The sequence below is a fragment of the Kastovskya adunca genome (genome assembly GCF_059505785.1).
Window position 1 is genome coordinate 122,247 of sequence record NZ_JCACLG010000041.1, and the last position, 21,908, is coordinate 144,154.

Here is a 21,908-nt window from a genome sequence, read left to right on the forward strand (position 1 = left end):
CATAAAAAAACCCGGTTTTTACCGGGTGACAGAACTGTTGTATTCAAAACTTAATAATGGAATTCAAGCATAAGCAACAGTTGTTCGTAAGCCCCAAGCAATTTTTACTTGAGGAGATTGCAGGTGAGGGGGCAAGCTGCATAAACGGAAGTATACAGAGCATTTTGCTCACCATGCAGCCAATTTAACCAGCGCACTTCTTCAGGATTTACACCTTTGAGAGCTAGCACTGCTGCACCCATTAAAACGGCGAAAACATTAGCGCCAATCAAGCTACCAGCCACCAGCAAAACGGCACTCACTGGTAATACAGATTGCAAGGCGATCGCCAGCAGTGAGCCAACGGTAACCATTAATACAATCAGAGGAAAACCTACAACTAGTAAGCAAACCGCTAGAGTAAAAGCCCAAATTAAAAAGCTTTTAACCATTGCTAAAGAGTAGGTTTTTGTAAAGTTTTCTTGTGAAGTAAATTGCATGATTTTTTCTCCTAGGGTCAAAATTTGATTTGATAAAGTACGAAAAAGACCGCTTGTTGATCCTTATGAATCAAGCTTAGTGAAAATCAGTATAGGTAAAGTCTTGATGAAGATGAGCTTAAATACAAGAAAATTTACAGTCACTTCCGGATATTTATGGTTGCTTAATTCTTACAAAAAGCTCAGTTTCCGTAAAAACCAATACAAACAATCTTTCAAAAGGTATAAGTATTGCCTCATGTCCTTTCTCTGCCTTTGAGAAGCATCAACTGGAGCAAGACTTCAATGGACACAGGAACTATATGAAGCAATTATACGAGCCGACTTAACACTTCTTAAGAATTTGCATAGATATTCTCATAATTGTATTGATACATTAATATCCGACAAATTCAGGGCATAAGTTGATTTTTAGCGACTTTTACCCGTTTAACTATAATTGGCAGGCAGTTTAGTATTGTTGTGAATGAATGATAGTGAGGTCTATTTCTAGGGAACACTGTAAAGAAGAGTATCCAAAATCTCCTCCACTAGTACTAAGTTGCACTTGAAATATGACAGATTTAACACGTCCGCCCATTGCACCACCACCACCTCAAGCTCAGATTCCGCCTCCCCCTCCCCCTCCTAAAGGTACTGCGGCTCGAGATGTGGCGACTTCAGCGACACAACGAGCTCCTTCACAAACGCTACAACAAGCGCCAGCAGGCATTAACCGTAATAGTGCGGCTCCCCCTCCCCCTCCTCCCCCAAAAGCGGGAGCTGCCGCCGCAACCATGGTGAGTCGGGTACCCAATCGTGGCCCGGTTCCCTCCCCTGGACAACCAACTTTGGCGAGCTTAGTCACCGAAGCACATAAAAAAGGATTCTCAGATATTCACGTTGGTGTGGGTGAAATCCCGCGTTTCCGCAACCGAGGTGAAATGGAACTCACGGATTATCCTCTGACGGATGAGGCGACCTTCATGAGTTGGTTGCGGGAAGTCTTAACTGATGAAGAAATTCGTCGCTTTCAGGATAATTTAGAGTTTGATGGTGCCACTCAGTACGACTTTGCGCGGGTCAGGATTAATGTTTTCGATTCTCTGACGGGTTCAGCCATGGTGATGCGACTGATCCCGCTGAAAATCTTGACGCTTGAAGACCTGAGATTACCTGCCGTATTAAGAGATATTTGCCATTACCATAAGGGTCTGATTTTGGTGACAGGGCCAACGGGTTCTGGTAAGTCCACCACGATGGCGGCAATGGTTGACTACATCAATAAGGAGATGCCAAAGCACATTATTACCATCGAAGACCCGATTGAATTTGTTCACAAAAGCCGCAAGTCTCTCATTAAACAGCGGGAAGTAGGAATTCATACCCTGCAATTTGATAAAGCTTTAAAGGCGTCATTGCGGGAAGACCCTGATTTGATTCTGGTCGGGGAAATGCGGGATAAGGAAACAGTTAATACAGCGCTCAAAGCAGCTCAGACAGGTCACTTGGTGATGGGAACCTTGCACACCAACAGCGCGGTGAAGACGATTGAGCGGATTCTCAATCTATATAATGCTGACGAACAGCACGCGATGCGGATTGCGATCGCTGAATCTTTAGTTGCCGTCATCGCCCAAGGATTGTGTCGCACCACTGACGGCAAACGAGCGGCTTTCCACGACATCTTAGTTAATACAGAGACAGTCAAGGATTATATCCGGCAGGGTAAAAACGATGAGATCGTAGAACTCATGTCTGAGGGTGACTTTGATGGCATGATTACGATGAATAAAGCCCTACTGCAGTTGTATCAGGAAGGACGCATTACGGAAGAAACAGCTCTGGAAATGTCGCCCACCCCTAACGAGATGGCTCAATTCCTCCGGGGTCGCCTGTAGTAAGACGTAAATATTACGTAAATATTAAAAATAAAAGGTAAAAGAAAGAACTGTAATGCTTTCTTTTACCTTTTGTTTAATCTCATTTAATTTTTCAACGCCGAAGGATGCTAGCTAGGCGATCGCCTCCGTTGATACCAAGCTCCCTGGCTGCACTAGGCTACTATGATTGAACGCAAATCACGATGATTAACGGCTGTTCACTGCCAGTTTGCTCTTGAACTCCCACCCATCTCACTTTCCCCATCTGTTTAAAGGTATCGCCCTATTTACACCAGGGGGAGATCTAATTTACTGCATCGATCCCAGTAAAAAAAAGCGTTGGCACCTACAGCTATGCGCTACTTTACAAGAATTACTAGGACTACCAGAACCCCCTCATTTTTTAGTACCGGGATACACCGCCACCTTTGATCAGTGGCTCGACCCCCAAACTCAGCAGTTACATTGGTCAGCGGAAATTTCTCTACTGGTAAAGCGGCATCAGGAATTGCTAAATGCCGTGTTCGGAATTAGTCATCTCACCTGGCAGGTTACTCCTTGGCAGGAAAAGTTTTGCAATCCTATTGTGTTAGAAACCTACCGGAGTCAGTTTCCCCAACTCTGGGAAAACCATGATCTGATTGTGCGTCATGAGTACAACGGGCGCTTTTCTCGCTCAGAGACAAGACGCTCGTCACTTCCCTGGCAGAATCTTTCTGGAGAAAATCAAGTGGCGATCGCTGACGATGCTGCCTCAACGACCTCATACAATCAGCTAGAAAGCATTACCCCCCTTTCTCCAGCACCAGTAACCAGAGCTTATGTATTACGTTTATTTGTTTCTGGTCATAATGCCGCAACAGAAGATAGCCTCAAAAAATTACATCAGCTTCTAGAACAATCTTTAACTCATCCCTACACCTTGAAAGTAATCGATATCTTTAAGCATCCAGAGCAGGCAGAGGCAAATCAAATCTCAGCGACCCCCACATTGCTGAGAGTTTCGCCCCTACCAGTCCGGCGGCTTGTTGGTGAGTTCAATGATGCCGAGAAAGTCATCCGCATCCTGAATACACTAGAATCATCAGTTAATTTGCCAGAGCTTTAGCTAGAGAGAAGTCAATCTATCTCCTCCTCTGCCAAAACAGATCAATTAAATGGCTAGTAAATCAAGCAGGCGTCGCGGTAGGTAAGCAAACATCCGGAGCGCATAACCCCGGAAATTCTAAGGTTGTAACATTTAGAGTGCCTAACTCAATGCGACGGATGGCGTGATTATTGGTATCTGCGACAAAAACCTGGGCAGCGATCGCACTCATCCCTGAAGGTTCAAAAAAGCGTGTTGCTGTACCTTGACCATTTTGAAGTCCTGCTGTCCCGTCACCCAGCACCGTCTGGCAATTACCTGTATGGGGGTCAACTCGTTTGATTTTATGGTTATAAGTATCTGCAACCCAAAGATAGTTTTGCGTATATTCAACCCCCAGACAGTGCTGCAAGCGGACATCCGAGCCATCGCCATCCACATCGCCAAAGCCGAATAGTCCGCCACTGCCGCACACTGTACGTACAGGAAGATCATTCACTAGACCGACAGCCCGAATTGAGCTGACTTCACTATCAGCAATATACAACTCTCTTCCGTCCGTCGCGATGCCACTCGGTTGAGCAAAAACAGCTTCTTCGAGTGATCCGTCTACGCAGGCTTCGCTACCTGTACCCGCATAGGTTTGGATAATGCCTGTTTCGAGCTGCATTTCCCAAATTTGGTGCGCTCCTGCCATGGCAATCAGCAAGCGGTCTCCAAGTTTTTCTAAATCCCAAGGAGAATTCAAACGGATCTCCAAAGCTGCACCCCCATGGGGACGGATAGAATGACTCTGTTCCCCAGTGCCAGCGATCGTTTTAACACATTGGTTTTTCAGATCAATTTGGCGTAGAGCGTGGTTTTCTGTATCCGCAACATAAAGCAGATCATTTTCTACATCCAACGTCATACCTTGAGGCGAGGAAAACCGAGCATCTGTATACGCACCATCCGTTAATCCTGCTTTTCCTGTACCAATAATGTGTAATACCTCACCCGTCAGCGTGCTAACAACAATTCGGTGATGACCGCTATCAGCAACAAAGAGGCGATTTTTTGATTCATCTGCCAGGACTTTACCCGGAAATGCCAGTGGAGTGGCTAAAGGTTGCCGCTGTTTTTCTAAAGTAAGGCTGAGTTTGCCAAAATTCGTCGTACCTTTTGCTTGATGTTCGCTGAGCATTTCCCCAACGAGCTGGTCAAGAGTCTCCTGGTTCCCTTCACCGGAGAGGTGACCAATTACATAACCTTCCGGATCAATCACCATTAAGGTCGGCCAAGCCCGTACAGCATACTGCTGCCAAACCTGAAAATTGCTGTCAACCAGGACAGGATGCTCAATGTCATAGCGTAGAATCGCCTGACGGATGTTTTCTGTTTCTTTTTCGTTATCAAATTTGGCGGAGTGGATGCCAATAACCGTTAGGCTATCTTGATATTTTTGTTCCAGGTATTTCAATTCTGGAAGGACATGCAAGCAGTTGATACAGCAGTACGTCCAGAAGTCGAGGATAACCACTCGTCCTTTGAGATTTTTTAACAATATTGGGTGGTCTGTATTGAGCCAGGGTTTATCTTGAGGTAGTTCTGGCGCTCGAACACGAGAGGGCATTGAGTCTCCTTAGTAGTTTGCGTGAGGCGAAGCTTACCTTTGGCATCGCCAATCAAGTTACACTTCTTTACCTTAGCGAAACTCAACACACCGCCTTGGTGCTACAGCAAAGTTCTGAGTCCTGAGTCAAACAGCACACTTGGTTTGGGGAATCAGGAGTGTCCTAATCTATATGGCAAGTGCTATAGAACAATTTTTTTTATGAGGTAAGCAATAGAAAACGCCCTAAAAAATTAGTGGGATGGGCATCTCGCCTATCCCACCAATAAACCTAATTAGAAAACGCTAAACATCATCTGTGTTACGGGGCTACTTCTTCCTCTGTCGATTCCGTTGCCTCTGACTCTATTGGCGTGGAATTTTTGCGGTAACGTGCCGGGATATTAGGCTGCTCAGGTGCTTGAATAATTGGCAGCTTCTGAACAGGAGCTGAGGAAGGAAGCAACAGTTCTTTTATATCCAGTTTCGGTGCAGGTGACAGATCAGGACTGATTGATTCTGTGGCATCCGTTGGCGTTGTCACTGTCTCATTTTCCTGAGGTGCTGTTTCAATCTCAGGTTCTGAAATCACTGGAGTGTCTGTTTCTGCTGGCTCTACCTGTTCCGGTAAAGGAGTTTCCATAATCTCCGGTAGAGTTGGCTGTTGCTCTAGGCTAGGGGCAGCAGGCGGACGGCGGAAGCGATTGAAGAAGCCATCAGATTGGGGGGTTTTGGGTGATATCGGTTCACTCGGTATCGCTTCCTCGGTGGGATTTGGTTCTACTGGAGCGATTGATGGCTCTATCTGCTCCGGTAGAGGAGTTTCCATAATCTCCGGTAGAGTTGGCTGTTGCTCTAGGCTAGGGGCAACAGATGGACGGCGGAAGCGATTGAAGAAGCCATCAGATTGGGGTTTTTCCGGCGAGGCGGGAGTAGGTTCTATCTCCGGTGTTATTTGTTCTTCTGGAGACGTCGGTAGCTCGCTGGGGATGACTGAATTTTCCGGTTCTGGTGTCTCTTCGAGTTGAGGTGTAGGCTCAGGTACAACTGTGAACTCTGGTGAAGGCGCTTCCAGTACTTCGGGCAGTTCCGGTTCTGGGCTGGGTTCAACAGCCGGACGACGGAAGCGATTAAATAAACCACCCGATGGTTTTTTATCGACTTTTTGAGGTTCAGTCTGTGGGGTTTCTTCTAACGGTGTTGTGGGTTCAGTAAGGGGCGGTATTTCTTCTTCCGTAGGGATAGGTATCGGCGTCGGGGATGGCTCAACGGTCGGTACAGTTGGTATTACCTTACCCTGATAGTTCGGCTCTACAATCCCACGAGCGTCTGCTGTGGAGAGTTCGCCGCGTAATAGCCGTGCCAAGGGATCTTTTCCTTTCGGCTTGTAGTCAACCAACCGCACAGTATTGTTGAAGGTGTTATTGACGGGATTTCCCTGGTCGTCAAGAAACTCGATCTGCACCCAGTTTTCTCCTGACTTGAAGCCTTTGAGATAAACGGGTTGCCAGCTATCGAGGACAAAGCTTTCTCCATTGACGGTGACACGGATTCGCCAATCTGCCAGCTCATCCTCTGAGCTTGTCTGAGCAACTAGGTGGAGGGGTGCATTGGTGAGGTAAAAGTCCAGCAGAATTGGCTCTGCTCCATAGCTACCTGTAGGACTGTTGTAGGTGAGCAGAGGCAAGTTTAGATCTGGGCTGTTATTGGCAGTTTTTGTGAAGATGTGAAAAGTTGTTTGGGCGAAGGCTCCATCGTTTTTAAAGCTTTCGTACCAGGGACGAACCGCAAAAACCTGTAGGGTATGAGTGCCTGGTGCTAAGTCTTTAAGGACTAGAGGCTGTTCTAAGTCATACACGGCGGTGTAAGGTTGGTTGTCCAAAAGGACTTCTAAATGAGGGCCCAGTTCTAAGTTTGGATCTTGAAAAATGGGTAAGTCCTGCACTTGAAGCTGTACAGGTACGGTTGTGTCTTGGAGAACAGCATCAGGACTGGGGCTGATAATCGTGACTTGAGGCTGGTATGCATCCAGGCTCTGGCTTAACTCTTGAATCGCCAAAGGTGGCGAGACTTCTGAGAGTTGCCCCGCTCCCTTGAGCAGTGACGTTCTATCGCTGTCAGATCCTGGGAGTGTTTCGATGCGATCGCCACATCCTGAAATCCCCCAAACTAAGACAGTTACCATTAGGAACGAAATTAGTGCCTTCACAGGCTTCCACTGGCGATTCCTGCTCAACACGCGCCTTCCTCCCGCTTTCGGCTGCATTCCATCTCAATTGAAGTCGTCCATAGGCACTATAGCGGAATACGGTTCCTCCGCACCTCTCAAGACAGTTGAATTTGTTTTGCTAGGAAGTGAGTGAAGTTCTTTAGCATATTTTTTCTGAATTAGGACTATCAGTTTGCAATTATTGAGGAGTGTAAAGTTTTTTATTATTCCTTGACTTTCTTCCTTTGTTCATGAACGAAAGACTCAAAAATATAATTGATTTATCCAAATTTGAATTATTGTTAACTCCCCCCAAAGACTGGCTGGAGCAAGTCCTATTATCAACAGAGAGCAGGTAAAACCCTTTGACAGATTCAAAGCAGTTATCCTTCCCTCTTCCGACGAGGAAATACGTCATTCCCATAGTCGATTTCCTCCTTCATAACATCAAGCTCCATTGGGGTATTTTTCGTTCCTTGTCTAGAGAGGAGAATCCTCATGACAATTAGCCCTCCAGAGCGAGAGGCAAAAGTCAAGGTTGTAGTCGATAAAGACCCGGTGCCAACTTCTTTTGAGAAGTGGGCTAAACCCGGTCATTTTGACCGCACCCTTGCTAGAGGTCCCAAAACCACAACCTGGATTTGGAACCTTCACGCCCTCAGCAATGATTTCGATAGTCACACCAGTGACCTAGAAGACGTATCACGTAAGATTTTCAGTGCTCACTTTGGGCACCTAGCGGTCATCTTCGTTTGGTTAAGCGGCATGTACTTCCATGGCGCGCGCTTTTCCAACTATGAAGCCTGGTTAAGCGATCCCATCAATATCAAACCCAGTGCCCAAGTGGTTTGGCCAATTGTTGGTCAAGGCATCTTGAATGGTGATGTAGGTGGCGGTTTCCACGGCATTCAAATTACGTCTGGTTTCTTCCAGATCTGGCGCGCTGCTGGTATTACCAACTCGTTCCAGCTTTACTGCACAGCGATCGGTGGTCTGGTTATGGCTGCTCTGATGCTGTTTGCCGGCTGGTTCCACTACCACAAGCGGGCTCCCAAACTGGAATGGTTCCAGAACGTCGAGTCGATGCTAAACCATCACTTGGCTGGATTATTGGGTCTTGGCTGTCTGTCTTGGGCGGCTCATCAGATCCACGTTGCTCTACCGATCAACAAGTTGTTGGACGCCGGAGTAGCACCACAAGATATTCCCCTGCCCCAAGAATTCATTCTGAACCGTGGCTTGATGGCGGAGCTGTATCCCAGTTTTGCCCAAGGACTAAAACCCTTCTATACCCTCAACTGGGGTATTTATGCTGACTTCTTGACCTTCAAGGGCGGCTTAAATCCGGTCACCGGCGGCTTATGGTTGTCAGACACAGCGCACCACCACTTGGCACTCGCTGTGCTGTTCATCATCGCTGGACATATGTACCGGACGAACTGGGGTATTGGTCACAGCATGAAGGAAATTCTAGAGAATCACAAAGGACCTTTCACGGGTAAAGGTCATGCGGGTCTCTACGAAACCTTGACCACTTCTTGGCATGCTCAGTTGGCAATTAACCTTGCCATGCTTGGGTCTCTCACCATCATAGTGGCCCAGCACATGTACTCGATGCCTCCTTATCCGTACCTGGCTACCGATTATCCAACGCAGTTGTCGATCTTTACCCACCACATGTGGATTGGAGCGTTCCTCATCGTTGGTGCCGGGGCTCATGGCGCAATCTATATGGTGCGTGATTACGATCCCGCCATGCACCAAGACAACCTCTTGGATCGGGTAATTCGTCATCGCGACGCGATTATTTCCCACCTCAACTACGTCTGCATTTTCCTGGGCTTCCACAGCTTCGGTTTGTATATCCATAACGACACAATGCGAGCATTGGGTCGTCCCCAGGATATGTTCTCCGATACGGCAATTCAGCTGCAGCCAGTATTTGCTCAGTGGGTACAAAACTTGCACACCCTTGCTCCGGGTGCTACTGCTCCCAATGCTTTAGAGCCGGCTAGCTACGTCTTCGGTGGCGGTGTCGTCGCTGTCGGTGGCAAAGTAGCAATGATGCCGATGGTACTGGGAACGGCAGACTTTATGGTTCACCATATCCATGCCTTTACCATCCATGTAACAGTACTTATTCTCCTAAAGGGTGTACTGTACGCTCGTAGCTCTCGTCTGATTCCAGACAAAGCTAACTTAGGATTCCGCTTCCCCTGCGACGGTCCTGGTCGAGGTGGCACCTGCCAAGTATCTGGTTGGGATCACGTCTTCCTAGGTCTGTTCTGGATGTTCAACTGTATTGCAGTTGCGGTTTACCACTTCAGCTGGAAGATGCAGTCAGATATTTGGGGAACTGTTTCACCAGATGGAACAGTGACTCATCTCACCGGTGGTAACTTCGCCACCAGTGCGCTAACGATCAACGGTTGGTTGCGCGATTTCCAATGGGCACAAGCTTCTCAAGTCATCACTTCCTACGGTTCAGCCCTCTCAGCCTACGGCTTGCTGTTCCTAGGTGCTCACTTTGTTTGGGCATTTAGCTTGATGTTCCTGTTTAGCGGTCGCGGCTACTGGCAAGAACTCATTGAGTCAATTGTTTGGGCTCACAATAAGCTAAGAGTTGCCCCCTCGATTCAGCCTCGTGCTTTGAGCATTATTCAAGGTCGGGCTGTTGGGGTTGCTCACTTCCTCTTGGGAGGAATCGTCACGATATGGGCGTTCTTCCTAGCGCGAATTATCTCTGTTGGGTAACTAGCAAAGATTCAGCGCTCAGTTCAATCAAATGAAGCACGATCAATCTGATGTGTTTCACCTGTCGAGACCTAGAAAACCTGGAACTTCGGTTCCAGGGGTCTCCAAAAGGCAGAAAATGAGCAGCACTATTGCATAAGTCTCATGTGTCAGCGAGGAGGATTTCCTAAGACATATGGCAACAAAATTTCCCAAATTTAGCCAAGACCTCGCTCAGGACCCGACAACACGTCGGCTCTGGTACGGGATTGCTACGGCTCATGACTTTGAAAGCCACGATGGCATGACAGAAGAAAATCTTTATCAAAAGATTTTTGCCTCTCACTTCGGCCACGTCGCGATCATTTTCCTCTGGACTTCTAGCCTCCTGTTCCACGTCGCCTGGCAAGGTAACTTTGAACCGTGGATTAAAGATCCCTTAAATGTCCGTCCCATCGCTCACGCGATTTGGGACCCCCACTTTGGTCAACCGGCAGTTGATGCCTTTACCCAAGGTGGCGCAAGCTATCCCGTGAATATCGCTTACTCTGGTGTTTACCACTGGTGGTACACCATCGGGATGCGGACTAACAATGACCTGTACAGCGGCGCAGTTTTCCTGATCCTGCTGGCTGGTGTCTTCCTGTTCGCAGGTTGGTTGCACCTGCAGCCTAAGTTCCGTCCCAGCTTGTCTTGGTTCAAGAGTGCTGAACCTCGCCTAAACCACCACCTGGCCGGTTTATTTGGTGTCAGCTCTTTAGCTTGGGCAGGTCACCTGATTCACGTAGCTATCCCTGAATCTCGCGGACAACATGTGGGTTGGGATAACTTCTTGACCACATTGCCTCACCCGGCTGGATTGGGTGCGTTCTTCACAGGTAACTGGGGAGTTTACGCCGAAAATCCTGATACGGCAAGTCATGTGTTTGGCACGGCTGAAGGTTCAGGAACAGCGATTTTGACGTTCTTGGGTGGTTTCCATCCCCAGACTCAGTCGCTGTGGCTAACCGATATGGCGCACCACCACTTGGCGATCGCGGTGATCTTCATCATTGCGGGTCACCAGTATCGAACCAACTTCGGCATTGGTCACAGCATCAAAGAAATGCTGAACGCCAAGAACTTCTTTGGCACCAAGACTGAAGGTCAGTTCAACTTGCCTCACCAGGGGCTGTACGACACCTATAACAACTCTCTGCACTTCCAGTTGTCTATACACCTGGCAGCGCTCGGTGTTGCTACTTCCCTTGTGGCACAGCACATGTACGCCATGCCGCCTTACGCCTTCATGGCGAAGAACTTTACGACCCAAGCGGCACTGTACACCCACCACCAGTACATTGCGGGTTTCCTGATGCTCGGTGCGTTTGCTCACGCCGGGATGTTCTGGGTTCGGGATTACGATCCTGAGCAAAACAAAGGTAACGTTCTCGACCGTGTGCTCCAGCACAAAGAGGCGATTATCTCTCACCTATCTTGGGTGTCTCTCTTCCTAGGCTTCCATACCCTAGGTCTATACGTCCACAACGACGTAATGCAAGCTTTTGCAACCCCTGAGAAGCAAATCTTGATTGAGCCGGTCTTCGCTCAGTTCATTCAGGCTTCTCACGGTAAAGTTCTCTATGGCTTCGACACCTTGCTGTCTAATGCTGACAGCGTTGCGACCAATGCTGGTGCCGCTTGGCTACCCGGCTGGTTGGATGCGATTAACAATGGTACGAACTCTCTGTTCCTAACGATCGGTCCTGGTGATTTCTTGGTTCACCACGCGATCGCCCTCGGTCTGCATACCACCACCTTGATTCTTGTTAAAGGTGCGTTGGATGCCCGTGGTTCTAAGCTGATGCCTGATAAGAAGGACTTCGGCTATTCCTTCCCCTGCGACGGCCCTGGTCGTGGCGGCACCTGCGAAATTTCGGCCTGGGATGCTTTCTATCTCGCCGCCTTCTGGATGCTGAACACCATTGGTTGGACAACCTTCTACTGGCATTGGAAGCATCTGGGCGTTTGGCAAGGTAACGTGGCTCAGTTCAATGAGTCTTCTACCTACCTCATGGGCTGGCTGCGTGATTACCTCTGGCTCTATTCCTCCCAGTTGATCAACGGTTACAACCCCTACGGCATGAACAACCTGTCCGTCTGGGCTTGGATGTTCCTCTTCGGACACCTAGTCTGGGCAACTGGCTTCATGTTCCTGATTAGCTGGCGTGGTTACTGGCAAGAGTTGATCGAAACTCTTGTTTGGGCACACGAGCGCACTCCCCTGGCGAACCTAGTTCGCTGGAAGGACAAGCCCGTTGCGATGTCCATTGTCCAAGGTCGTGTGGTTGGTCTAGCTCACTTCACGGTTGGCTATATCCTTACCTATGCGGCGTTCCTGATTGCCTCGACTGCAGGTAAGTTCGGTTGAAGTAACTAAAACTAGAACTATCAGGTAAATAATAAAAATTCCCCTGCCTTCGGGTGGGGGATTTTTTTAGTAAAAAAATCAGCAGCTCCACAGTCAACTGAGCTAGAAAGCAACAGGCGATCGCTGATTGTCAACGATGCCAAATTTGTATGGAGTTTCCAGCTGCAACAAAAAAAAACCGCCAGACCTGCGGTGTTAAAAGGGCAGGGACATTGCCATACCCTTACGAAAGATCATCGCTGTAGTAGCAGCTTGATTGCTAAATTGGGTTTCTAAAATCTCAAACCAACACCGCCTTGTACAGAAACCGCTGTCCCTCCGCCATTACGGTAGGCATCAAAGGCAATAATTGCATTGCCAAAAATTACCGTCTGACTATTAGGAATGATGTAATCCACACCAGGTTGTATAGCAAGGCTAGTCTTATCCCCAACCGGAGATGGCTCATCGCCATTAGCAAAAACGACTCCGGCTCCTAGGTAGGCATCAGTTTGCCAGTTAAGGGGAAAATCATAAGAAACCGTCGGGACAACAGCAATCCCATCTGTACCGACAAGAGCTTGAGCGCGAATGGAAATAGGAGACTCTAGCAATTTGTAGCGAACGGCGATCACTCCACCGATTTGACGACCTTCTCCGGTGGCATCCTCCGCCACTCCCAGAGTTCCTCCAACCCCCACATAACTCCCGTAGGCAGCCTGAGCCGATGCGGGCTGAGCCGGTAGGGTAAACGGTAAAAGGCACGCTGTAAGGAACAGTAATTTTTCGGTTCTGCCTGTTTCTTGCCAGACAATAGCGCCCACTCTTAACACCAATTCCTTAAGACGCTGCATTTCCCAACTCCTCATTATTTAAGAAGCAAAAGGCTTCGTTTTCGCTGATTTTAGCCTAAGTATTCCCCACTACCGATAAATCTATTCGGTAGCACCATCTCTGGAGCGCGATCGCCCCTATCCCAACAAAAGTTATCTCAGTTATTAGTGAAACAAATTTGGAAAAAATGAAAATTCGTTTACGCTTTTTAAAGCATCTTTTTCTACCGATGAGGTGAAACTAATGGCAGATATTGTCGATATTGCCGCAAGTGCAGATTCTTTTAAAACCCTGGTAACGGCTGTACAAGCGGCTGGGCTGGTAGATACGCTGAAAAGTCCTGGGCCCTTTACAGTTTTTGCCCCCAATGACGACGCCTTTGCCAAGCTACCACCGGGAACAATTCAAACCCTGTTACAAAATATCCCTCAACTAACAAGGATTCTCACCTATCATGTCGTCTCTGGCAAGCTCATGAAGGCAGATTTAGAAAATGTTGACTCTGTTATATCAGTGGAAGGTTCGCCCATCAAGATTGATTGCTCCGACGGCTTTGAGGTGAAGAATGCGACGGTTTTAGCCGCAGATATTGAGGCGGATAACGGTGTGATTCATGTGATCGACACCGTAATTCTGATGGGATAAAGGTTTAAATTTTTCCTCTCAATCTGCACGCTGGGTGATTTTCAAGCAGACGCGATCGCCAAAAACTCTCCTCACCGCCTAATTACACTGAGGGTGCTGCCCGCCCTGATCGCAAATATAGTCAATTTGCTTGCTGCTCAAATTTGTGGCTTTGCCAAAATCAACGCCTTGAACTTGAGCTCCTGAGGTGGTTTTGAGTTCCGCTTGGATAAATTGGTCAGACTTAATCGGTCTTGAGAGGGCAAAGGTAGCGTCCTGAAAATCTGCTCCCGCTAAATTTGCCCCCCGCAAATCGGCGGTACTCAAATCGGCTTGGCGAAAGGTGACATCTTGCAAATTTGCATTCTTCAGGTCTGCTCGTACTAACTTAGTGAAACTCAGGTCAGCCTCTTGCAAATTGGCATTGGCAAAATTTGCGCCCGTTAAATCGGCTCCTTGCCAATTAGATTGCCTCAAGTTGGCAAAGGGAAATTGCGTACCCACAGCATTCACCTGCCCCAGTCTGGCTCTTTGCAAATTTGACTGGGGTAACTTTGCCTCTCCCAAGTTTGCCCCGGTGAGGCTGGCATTTTCTAAAACCGTTCTTGATAAATCAGCACTAATCAGTTGGGCGCTGCTCAAATTAGCCCCAACCATACGGGTATCGGACAAATTTGCCCGGTTGAGCGTTGCTCGCATCAAGTTAGTTTGATTTAAAGCCACATTTTGGAGATTAGCGCCACTCAGGTCAGCTTGTTTCAAATCAGCCCCGCTGAGGTCACTCACCCAATCATCAAAAGTCCCAATGCGTCCATCATCACCAGCACCGTAGAACTTGCTCTCGCGCAAACTAGCGTTGCTTAAGATGGCGCTGCGGAAGTTGATTCCCGATAAATCCATCCGGTCTAAAACTAAGGCAAATTGAGCCGGGGCTGTGGTTACCTGAGCGAGGTTAGTACGGCTGAGGTCAGCGTTGTGGAGTTGACCGCTATAGACCGTGAGAATTTTGGCGATCGCTCGCTGGGATGCCTGCTGTCGCACATTGGCTAACCGCTGTTCCGTCGTCATTCCGCTTTGCCGCAGACTTTCTTTCTCGCTTTGCAGTGACTGGTTCAGGCGTTGCAAGTAAGGTAAGGCTTGAGATCCGGTACTGACCAAAGCTTGCTGAATAGCATCAATCAGGCTCTCGTTCTTTTCCTGGGCTAGCAAATCCACCAGCAACGGCACCGCGCGCGGGTCATCCTGTCTTGCCAAGGCGAGAATCGCTCCCCGGCGGTCTTCTGTAGCATTGCTCGTCGAGGAGCTAAGTTGCTTCACCAGCGTCAGAAAGACTTCGTTATTTTGCTGCTTAAACTCCCGCCGATTTGCCTGACTTTGAATGTAAATCTGCGTACCCACAAACGTTCCCAATACCGATGCCATTCCCGCTACTGCCATAATCAGCAGGGTCATTCCCGGATTGTGCCGCATCCAGAGCCAGAGACTCAGGGATTTGCGTTCCGGCTGAGTCGTGAGAATAATGGTGGTAACTCTGTCTTGACCATGACCGTTGGATTCTTCCCAATTGCTTTGCACTTCTAAGCGAACAGGTTCGTCATAGTGCAGAAATTGACCATTGTGAAAGCCTTCGGGATAGGGTGGGGCAATCTGCGAAATTCCCAAAACATAAGTACCTGCCAAACGGTCGTGCAGGGTACGGAGTCGGGGCAAAAGGATGGCGCTGATACTTTCGGCTAACAGCGTTAATCCCACCAGTCCTAGCAAAATGCCCAGATCGGGAAATGCTCCCGTGTAGCGCCAAATTAAGTAAGCCGTGGAGAGGGGAATCCCCCAACGACCGATGCCTTCCCGAACCAATGTTCTGGCAATTCCTGGTGCTTCACCTGTGCCAGTAACGACTTGCACACCAAACCAGACTTTCGGTGAGGTTTGCCCCCTTTTTGCTAAAAGATACAGTTGCCAGGTAGCGACAGCAACTGGGGAAAGTAAAGCAATGCTCCAGCAAAGATTAGTCAGAGGCGGAACTTGCCGGGTTAGTTGTCCCCGTGGGTAAGCGAGAGTTTTGGCGATCGCCTCTTCTGTGGACGCCAGCAAGGGATTTAAGGGGACTAGTTCTGCCGTTGAGTAATCTTTGGCATACAACCCAATGCTATAGGGAACAAGGGCGCTAGCGGTAACTAGTGAGACTTCCACCAAAACAGCAGCGCAACGTCGAGTAACCAGAGGAAGAGCGAGGTGTAGCCTTAGGGGCAACACAGTCGCCGTTCGGTTTTTGCCTGTTTTCACAGAAGGGCTAGCCATGCTCAAATCTCTCTTGAAAGATAGTCCGGAGTCCGAAGGCGGAAGTGGCTCGTCGATGATGCTAAGTCAGGCGAGACATTAATGATGGCGGCTTAGGGCGCAAAACCCACGGCGTCTTATACACCACAAGCGGCTAGTGCTTATCTAGGCGGCTGGGGAGCAATGACAAACTTGTATACCAAGTACAGTATGACTCCCAACACGCCCAGACTGAGCAGGGCAGCAACAAGCTGTAAAACGCTCCTTAACAAGGAAAAAGCGAGCGTTACCGCAATGATTGCCACCGCTACTTTAGCAAGGGTCGGTAGACTATTGAACCAGTTGACGACTTGATTTACCAACAATCGCAACGATGATTCATCATTCCTATGACGTTCGAGGGGTTGCCCCGGTTCAGTTTCTACCGATGACAGCCGCTTGTCGTTGTTTAGTTCCGCTTCGATTTCTTGGAGTCGGCGCTCCGTGTTTTGATTATCTTGAGGATTCATGGCTTGAATTTTATGTATATAGATCGGGCGCGATCGCTCTTTTTAAACAATAGAGCCGCTACATAATAGGTTGGTGTGATTGTAGCGAACAAGATTCCTGAGAATGAACATATTACTGGAAAAAATTGCTCAACTGCCCACTGCTTTATCGAAAATTTTGGGTTTAAGACCCCGTGCTTCCAGCACGGCTTTACAGAGAACGCAGTACAATGTAAGTCATGACGCCAAAAGCCTACCGATATCGTTTTTACCCAACCGAGGAACAAGAACAACTCTTGCGCCGCACGTTGGGCTGCGTGAGGTTGGTCTATAACAAAGCACTGCACACTCGCACAGAAGCTTGGTACGAACATCAAACGCGAATTGACTACAAGCAGACTTCTGGAAGGTTGACCGAATGGAAGAAACAAGAAGATCTGCAATTTCTTAATGAAGTAAGTAGCGTGCCGTTGCAGCAAGGCTTGAGAAACCTGCAAAAAGCGTTTGCCAACTTTTGGGCAGGTCGCAGCAAATATCCCAATTTCAAAAAGAAGCGAAGTGGCGGCAGCGCTGAATTCACCCGTGCAGCGTTCAAGTGGAAAGACGGACAACTGTGGTTGGCAAAGTGCAATGAATCTCTGCCAATTCGCTGGAGTAGAACTCTCAGAGCCGGTTGCGAACCGTCTACGGTGACGGTGCGACTGGATGCATCGGGACGCTGGTTCGTCTCGTTGTTGGTTGACGAAGCAATTGAATTCTTGCCTCAAATTGATAAGGCGATAGGAATTGACGCGGGAATCACCTCACTGATTTGCACCAGCGACGGCGAGAAGATTGCTAACCCCAAGCACTTTAAACGTCTTCGATACAAGTTGAGAAGAGCTACAAAAGCTTTGTCTGGTAAAGTCAAAGGCTCTAATAATCGAGAGAAGGCGAGGCGCGAAGTAGCTCGGATTCACGCCAAAATTGCCGACGCTCGAACAGATTTCCTTCACAAGCTGACCACTCGATTGGTACGCGAAAACCAAACGATTGCTGTCGAGGATTTAGCTGTGAAGACTATGCTGAAGAACCGTAAATTGGCTCAAGCGATTGCTGACGCTTCTTGGGCTGAGTTAGTTCGACAGTTGGAATACAAGTGCCAGTGGTACGGTCGGACACTGGTGAAGATTGACCGTTGGTTTCCCAGTTCTAAGCGCTGTGGGCATTGCGGTCACGTTGTCGATAAATTGCCGCTTGATGTTCGGGAGTGGGACTGCCCAGAATGTGGGACACACCACGACCGAGATATCAACGCCGCACAAAATATTCTCGCCGCAGGACTTGCGGTGAACGTCTGTGGATCGAGTGTAAGACCTGATAGGCATGAGCCTAAAGGGCGACTGAGCAAAACCCGTAAGGGAAAGAAGCAGAAACCTAAGTCGTGAGCCTTAGGAATCACCGTGCGTTCACGCCGGTGAGGAGGTCAAAAGTGACAGTTGGGAAATAGGTACATTGACTGACACAATCCGTCTGTAGTTTAGGACACTAGTAGTGTAAGAGGACTTAACGACACAAAGGTCAGGGGATGACAAATGAAAACCTTTAAATCTTGGATGGTTATTCCCACCGCCTTAGCAATGCTCTTGACTAGTGCAGGTGTAACCCGCAGTGAAACCCTACAAATTACACCTGGGTTTGAACCCGATCCCCTAGTGGTTAATGGCACCTCAGGTGGAACGCGAACCACTAAAAGTTGCGGTCAAGTTGGGACAACCCCCAACCATGTTCTGCAATTGAACTCGGATGTTAATTACTTACGCCTCAGATTGCAAAGCAGCGGGCAACCCACGCTTTTGATTGAAGAGTCAAACGGTAAAAGCTCCTGTGTACCAGCAGACAGCTTCTCCGCAGGTGTGATTGAATCACCTGGATATTGGCAAAAAGGCAGTTACTCCATCTATATTGGCGATCTCGCTGGAGGTCAGCACGACTATACCCTCTCAATCAGCAGAAGCCGTAACTGATAGTAGGGGCACGGGCTTCCCATGCCCTTACAGTCGAATATTAGGTTTACTCAAGAATAAACGTAGGGTGTGAAATGCCCGCGATAAAGCTTGAAATTTAGATGCAAAGCTGTTTCTGGGTAACGCCCGCCTTACAACTAGGTTGGGTTTATTTAAGCACACCTTCTGATTAGACAACATTCAGCCTGCTTTCTAGCCAGTAGGTGGTCATCAGACCTTTACCTTTAATATCAATCGTCCCTCGCTTTTTGAACTGATATTGCAGCTTCAAGCGATTGTAGACTGTCTCTGTGACCTGAATGGCTCCAGCTTCTCCTTGGGACTCCATGCGATTAGCGATGTTAACCGTATCGCCCCAGAGATCGTAGCTAAACTTGCGAGTGCCAATCACCCCCGCCACAACAGAGCCAGTGTGAATGCCAATGCGGAGTTCGATCGGTTGGCGATCGGGGGTGTGGAAGCGTTTGATTTCTTGCAATATATCTAGCCCCATGTTGGCGATCGCTTCGACACCATCAGGCTTGGGTTGGGGTAAGCCGCCCACTACCATGTAAGCATCCCCAATAGTTTTAATCTTCTCCAACCCATACCAATCTGCCAGTTCATCAAAGGCAGAAAAGATATTGTTGAGAAGCTCAACCAGTTCAGTCGGTGAAGTATGGGTAGAGAGGGCGGTGAAGTTGACAATGTCAGCAAATAGCACGGTCACTTCCGTAAAACTATCAGCAATGGTATTTTGTCGCCGCTTCAGTCGCTCGGCAATCGGTTGGGGCAGGATGTTGAGGAGTAATCGCTCAGCCATCAGCCGCTGCCGTCGCAACTCTTCCTCCGTAGCCTTCCGTTCAGCAATTTCTGCGTGCAGTCGCTGGTTCAACTCGTGCAATTGCCCTTGGATCAAATCCCCATGCTCAGTTGTGGTTTGCAGGGCAATTTCCAGATCGCTATTGGCTTGTTGCAACTGTTGAATCTCTTGACGGAGACATTCCATCTCGACCAGGAGTTTAGCTTCTCGACTTTCGGTTGACACTGTCTCTGTCATGTCTCAATTATGAGAACTCTAATTTCAGGCTTGGCATCAAGCGTTGCAAGTTCTTCAAGGACTTTGTTTGCCAAAGAATTTTGTCTGAGCCTTGCAGCACCATTTGCACATTGCCCCGCTGGCGCACCTTAACCACGAACATCGACAGCATACTGATACCGGAACTGTTCAGAAATTCTAGTTCGCAAAAATCCAGGCGGCAACTGGAAGACTGCTCAACGGTACTCAGCAGCAACTCCATAATCGGTTGGTATCCATCCATTCCATTCAAACGCAAAAAGCCCTGAAAGAAAATGGTTGAAGAGTCTGGTTCGCGCCAAACACGGTAATCGTCAGTCTTAATCTCCACCGCTCAAACACCTCGTGTCATCAATTCCTTATAAGTATTTCCGCCCTAATGGGGCAAGGGGGCAAACATTACCAAGCCGTAAAGTCAGCGTGCGGTAGTTGACTCCATTACCTAGAGATCTAAATGCACCATTACAGTCACCCGAATCAACTCTGGGTTGTGCGGGATGAGCTGGAATTTCCAACCAAATCGAGCTGAGTAGTCATTCATCATCGTCAAAAGACCCATGTTGGAACTGCCTGTCCCCAAGGTTGTCCCCAAAGCTGTTAGTTCTAGCTGGCGGGTATACAACTCCTCCAAGTCGGAATTGAGCAGTTCCTGAATGAAGTCTTGATATTTCTCGATAGCGAGCTGATTGGCGTAGTTAGTCACCTGAAAAATGATTTCTCGCTCATAAAGGTGCAAGGTGATACTAATGGGCCGGTTAGCGGAGGGATCGCTGTATTTAACGGCATTCTCTAATAGTTCATTGGCAATGTAGCTTACTGTTGCTTTGACAGTATCCTTCCGGCTAATCTTACTATCCGGGAGCTCATCACCAGGAAAGAAGGCGGCGAAGTAGTCTCCTAAAAAGTCGGCAGATAGCCCATAGTTGCCCCACCGACGCTTGCGAGCAGCAGCCGAATTGGGAGAAAAATTGAGCGCCAGATATTCTTCACTAGCTGGGACTTCATCAAGAAATGCGCCAAACGTCTGAACGGTGGTGGCTTGGGTCATAGGTGCCTTGAGTCCGACAAAGTTGAACTATAAAGTTAAAGTGCCCAGTATTTGGCGCAATTTAACAGTGCTGCCTGTTAGTAGTATTCACTACTAGTATTATTTACTACTGGCTGCGGCTCATTCAGTAATGATTTGATGAACAATGCGATTTCTACCCTGTTGCTTGGCGAGATAAAGGCAGCGATCGGCTTCTGCAATTAGACTATTTGGCGATCGCTCCTCCCTAGGAATCGCCCAAGCCACCCCCATACTCACGCTTACGCAGGGATTTATCCTAGAGCCGAGGTGAGGAATCTGAAGTTTGGCGATCGCTGATTGTATTTGCTCTGCTAATTCTAGGGCTTCTGCCTCTTCTGTCTGGGGTAAAATAACCGCAAACTCTTCCCCACCGTAGCGTGCCACCAGCGCTTGGGGACGATTGACGGCGGCACGAAGCACCCTAGCAACCTGTTGCAGGCAATTATCCCCTGCCGGATGCCCGTAAGTATCATTGTATTGCTTGAAGTAGTCAATATCACACAAAATGACAGCCAACGCGGCTTGCTCCCGTACCATTTGTTGCCACTGATAATTCAGATGTTCGTCAAATCCGCGCCGATTGGCAATCTGGGTTAAGCTATCGGAGCTAGCCAGCAAAGTGCTTTCATTAAATTTCTGGTGCCATTGCGTATCTACCGCGTCACCATGCTCCCGGATCGTCTGAAGGATAATGGCGAGGTCATCTCGTTCTCTAGATATGATATCCAGCAGGGCTTTTAGCATGGCTTCGGCTCGCTGGCGTTCCACGACTTCTGCTTGCAGCTTGACGTTCGTTTCGTAGAGTTGAGCTTCAATCAAGTCACCATGTTCGGCTGTGGTGGATAGTGCCACCTGCAAGTCATGCCCATCCCGCTTCAGGCGTTCAATTTCTGCGTGGAGTTGAGCAATCTCTGCTAAAAGCTGGCTTTCTTGATTCTCTAGCCCAATACCCTCTGTCATAGATTTAGCGAGATCTAAAACTGTTATGCTCCCCAAGGAATAACACCCACGCCCTCGACAGGATGAGTATAGAGTGCCTTTTTTTACTTTAGCCGAATGGGTGGGGAAAACTTGTAAGCTGTCACACATCTAATTTTCTGATGGGGTGATGTTAGCGATTCGGGGCTTAGCCCGGAGATAGCGATGGGGAGATAGTTTGAGAGGTTTTTAAAGAATATTGTGAAGGTAATTTGTGGAACA

The 21,908-nt window shown here is 48.3% G+C and carries 17 protein-coding genes; 7 read left to right on the forward strand and 10 right to left on the reverse strand.

What is annotated here, in order from left to right:
* Nucleotides 1–104: 104 nt before the first annotated feature.
* Nucleotides 105–479 (reverse strand): hypothetical protein, encoded by a 375-nt coding sequence (locus AC5JR3_RS15900; RefSeq protein WP_495847517.1) that lies wholly within the window; start codon nt 477–479, stop codon nt 105–107.
* 554 nt (nt 480–1,033) lie between these two features.
* On the opposite strand from AC5JR3_RS15900, the gene AC5JR3_RS15905 reads away from it, so the two are divergent.
* Nucleotides 1,034–2,359, forward strand: coding sequence for a type IV pilus twitching motility protein PilT (locus tag AC5JR3_RS15905; RefSeq protein WP_495847518.1), 1,326 nt, complete (start codon nt 1,034–1,036; stop codon nt 2,357–2,359).
* Nucleotides 2,360–2,576: 217 nt separating this feature from the next.
* Nucleotides 2,577–3,449, forward strand: coding sequence for a circadian clock KaiB family protein (locus tag AC5JR3_RS15910; protein WP_495847519.1), 873 nt, complete (start codon nt 2,577–2,579; stop codon nt 3,447–3,449).
* A 61-nt stretch (nt 3,450–3,510) separates the two neighbouring features.
* Here AC5JR3_RS15910 and AC5JR3_RS15915 read toward each other — a convergent pair whose 3' ends face one another.
* The gene (locus AC5JR3_RS15915; protein WP_495847520.1) at nt 3,511–5,040 is read right to left on the reverse strand and encodes a thioredoxin-like domain-containing protein; all 1,530 of its coding nucleotides are present in this window, start codon (nt 5,038–5,040) and stop codon (nt 3,511–3,513) included.
* A gap of 301 nt (nt 5,041–5,341) precedes the next feature.
* On the reverse strand, nt 5,342–7,285 hold the full coding sequence (locus tag AC5JR3_RS15920) for a hypothetical protein (RefSeq protein ID WP_495847521.1): 1,944 nt from the start codon (nt 7,283–7,285) through the stop codon (nt 5,342–5,344).
* Between the two features lie 441 nt (nt 7,286–7,726).
* Between AC5JR3_RS15920 and psaA the strand changes: the two genes are divergently transcribed.
* Both psaA and psaB read left to right on the forward strand, forming a co-directional pair.
* Nucleotides 7,727–9,982 carry a photosystem I core protein PsaA gene (psaA, locus tag AC5JR3_RS15925; RefSeq protein ID WP_495847522.1) on the forward strand — a complete coding sequence of 752 codons (2,256 nt, stop codon included), beginning with the start codon at nt 7,727–7,729 and terminating at the stop codon, nt 9,980–9,982.
* Between the two features lie 175 nt (nt 9,983–10,157).
* The gene (gene psaB, locus AC5JR3_RS15930; RefSeq protein WP_495847523.1) at nt 10,158–12,371 is read left to right on the forward strand and encodes a photosystem I core protein PsaB; all 2,214 of its coding nucleotides are present in this window, start codon (nt 10,158–10,160) and stop codon (nt 12,369–12,371) included.
* Nucleotides 12,372–12,643: 272 nt separating this feature from the next.
* On the opposite strand, the gene AC5JR3_RS15935 is transcribed toward psaB, so the two are convergent.
* Nucleotides 12,644–13,204, reverse strand: a complete 561-nt coding sequence (locus AC5JR3_RS15935) for a hypothetical protein (RefSeq protein ID WP_495847524.1) — start codon at nt 13,202–13,204, stop codon at nt 12,644–12,646.
* A gap of 223 nt (nt 13,205–13,427) precedes the next feature.
* Between AC5JR3_RS15935 and AC5JR3_RS15940 the strand changes: the two genes are divergently transcribed.
* Nucleotides 13,428–13,829, forward strand: coding sequence for a fasciclin domain-containing protein (locus tag AC5JR3_RS15940; RefSeq protein WP_495847525.1), 402 nt, complete (start codon nt 13,428–13,430; stop codon nt 13,827–13,829).
* Between the two features lie 78 nt (nt 13,830–13,907).
* Here the strand turns inward: AC5JR3_RS15940 and AC5JR3_RS15945 are convergent, their stop codons facing one another.
* Nucleotides 13,908–16,109, reverse strand: a complete 2,202-nt coding sequence (locus tag AC5JR3_RS15945; RefSeq protein WP_495847526.1) for a pentapeptide repeat-containing protein — start codon at nt 16,107–16,109, stop codon at nt 13,908–13,910.
* Between the two features lie 140 nt (nt 16,110–16,249).
* On the reverse strand, nt 16,250–16,597 hold the full coding sequence (locus AC5JR3_RS15950) for a hypothetical protein (RefSeq protein WP_495847527.1): 348 nt from the start codon (nt 16,595–16,597) through the stop codon (nt 16,250–16,252).
* 218 nt (nt 16,598–16,815) lie between these two features.
* Between AC5JR3_RS15950 and AC5JR3_RS15955 the strand changes: the two genes are divergently transcribed.
* Nucleotides 16,816–18,003, forward strand: coding sequence for an RNA-guided endonuclease InsQ/TnpB family protein (locus tag AC5JR3_RS15955; protein ID WP_495847528.1), 1,188 nt, complete (start codon nt 16,816–16,818; stop codon nt 18,001–18,003).
* Nucleotides 18,004–18,150: 147 nt separating this feature from the next.
* A complete protein-coding gene (locus tag AC5JR3_RS15960; RefSeq protein ID WP_495847529.1) occupies nt 18,151–18,582 on the forward strand; it encodes a hypothetical protein in 432 nt (143 codons plus the stop codon).
* Nucleotides 18,583–18,751: 169 nt separating this feature from the next.
* Here AC5JR3_RS15960 and AC5JR3_RS15965 read toward each other — a convergent pair whose 3' ends face one another.
* From AC5JR3_RS15965 to AC5JR3_RS15980, 4 genes are all read right to left on the reverse strand, one after another.
* Complete coding sequence (locus tag AC5JR3_RS15965; protein WP_495847530.1) at nt 18,752–19,621, reverse strand: adenylate/guanylate cyclase domain-containing protein; 870 nt, start codon at nt 19,619–19,621, stop codon at nt 18,752–18,754.
* A 7-nt stretch (nt 19,622–19,628) separates the two neighbouring features.
* Nucleotides 19,629–19,970 carry a slr1659 superfamily regulator gene (locus tag AC5JR3_RS15970; protein WP_495847531.1) on the reverse strand — a complete coding sequence of 114 codons (342 nt, stop codon included), beginning with the start codon at nt 19,968–19,970 and terminating at the stop codon, nt 19,629–19,631.
* A gap of 111 nt (nt 19,971–20,081) precedes the next feature.
* Nucleotides 20,082–20,687 (reverse strand): slr1658 family protein, encoded by a 606-nt coding sequence (locus AC5JR3_RS15975; protein ID WP_495847532.1) that lies wholly within the window; start codon nt 20,685–20,687, stop codon nt 20,082–20,084.
* Between the two features lie 120 nt (nt 20,688–20,807).
* The gene (locus tag AC5JR3_RS15980) at nt 20,808–21,668 is read right to left on the reverse strand and encodes a diguanylate cyclase (RefSeq protein WP_495847533.1); all 861 of its coding nucleotides are present in this window, start codon (nt 21,666–21,668) and stop codon (nt 20,808–20,810) included.
* Between the last annotated feature and the right edge of the window lie 240 nt (nt 21,669–21,908).

Excerpts from the sequence above, each read along its gene's own strand:
- AC5JR3_RS15900 (WP_495847517.1), bottom strand. The coding sequence starts at position 479 with ATGCAATTTACTTCACAAGAAAACTTTACAAAAACCTACTCTTTAGCA.
- AC5JR3_RS15905 (WP_495847518.1), top strand. The coding sequence starts at position 1,034 with ATGACAGATTTAACACGTCCGCCCATTGCACCACCACCACCTCAAGCT.
- AC5JR3_RS15915 (WP_495847520.1), bottom strand. The coding sequence starts at position 5,040 with ATGCCCTCTCGTGTTCGAGCGCCAGAACTACCTCAAGATAAACCCTGG.
- AC5JR3_RS15920 (WP_495847521.1), bottom strand. The coding sequence starts at position 7,285 with ATGCAGCCGAAAGCGGGAGGAAGGCGCGTGTTGAGCAGGAATCGCCAG.
- psaA (WP_495847522.1), top strand. The coding sequence starts at position 7,727 with ATGACAATTAGCCCTCCAGAGCGAGAGGCAAAAGTCAAGGTTGTAGTC.
- psaB (WP_495847523.1), top strand. The coding sequence starts at position 10,158 with ATGGCAACAAAATTTCCCAAATTTAGCCAAGACCTCGCTCAGGACCCG.
- AC5JR3_RS15935 (WP_495847524.1), bottom strand. The coding sequence starts at position 13,204 with ATGCAGCGTCTTAAGGAATTGGTGTTAAGAGTGGGCGCTATTGTCTGG.
- AC5JR3_RS15940 (WP_495847525.1), top strand. The coding sequence starts at position 13,428 with ATGGCAGATATTGTCGATATTGCCGCAAGTGCAGATTCTTTTAAAACC.
- AC5JR3_RS15945 (WP_495847526.1), bottom strand. The coding sequence starts at position 16,109 with ATGGCTAGCCCTTCTGTGAAAACAGGCAAAAACCGAACGGCGACTGTG.
- AC5JR3_RS15950 (WP_495847527.1), bottom strand. The coding sequence starts at position 16,597 with ATGAATCCTCAAGATAATCAAAACACGGAGCGCCGACTCCAAGAAATC.
- AC5JR3_RS15955 (WP_495847528.1), top strand. The coding sequence starts at position 16,816 with ATGACGCCAAAAGCCTACCGATATCGTTTTTACCCAACCGAGGAACAA.
- AC5JR3_RS15960 (WP_495847529.1), top strand. The coding sequence starts at position 18,151 with ATGAAAACCTTTAAATCTTGGATGGTTATTCCCACCGCCTTAGCAATG.
- AC5JR3_RS15965 (WP_495847530.1), bottom strand. The coding sequence starts at position 19,621 with ATGACAGAGACAGTGTCAACCGAAAGTCGAGAAGCTAAACTCCTGGTC.
- AC5JR3_RS15975 (WP_495847532.1), bottom strand. The coding sequence starts at position 20,687 with ATGACCCAAGCCACCACCGTTCAGACGTTTGGCGCATTTCTTGATGAA.
- AC5JR3_RS15980 (WP_495847533.1), bottom strand. The coding sequence starts at position 21,668 with ATGACAGAGGGTATTGGGCTAGAGAATCAAGAAAGCCAGCTTTTAGCA.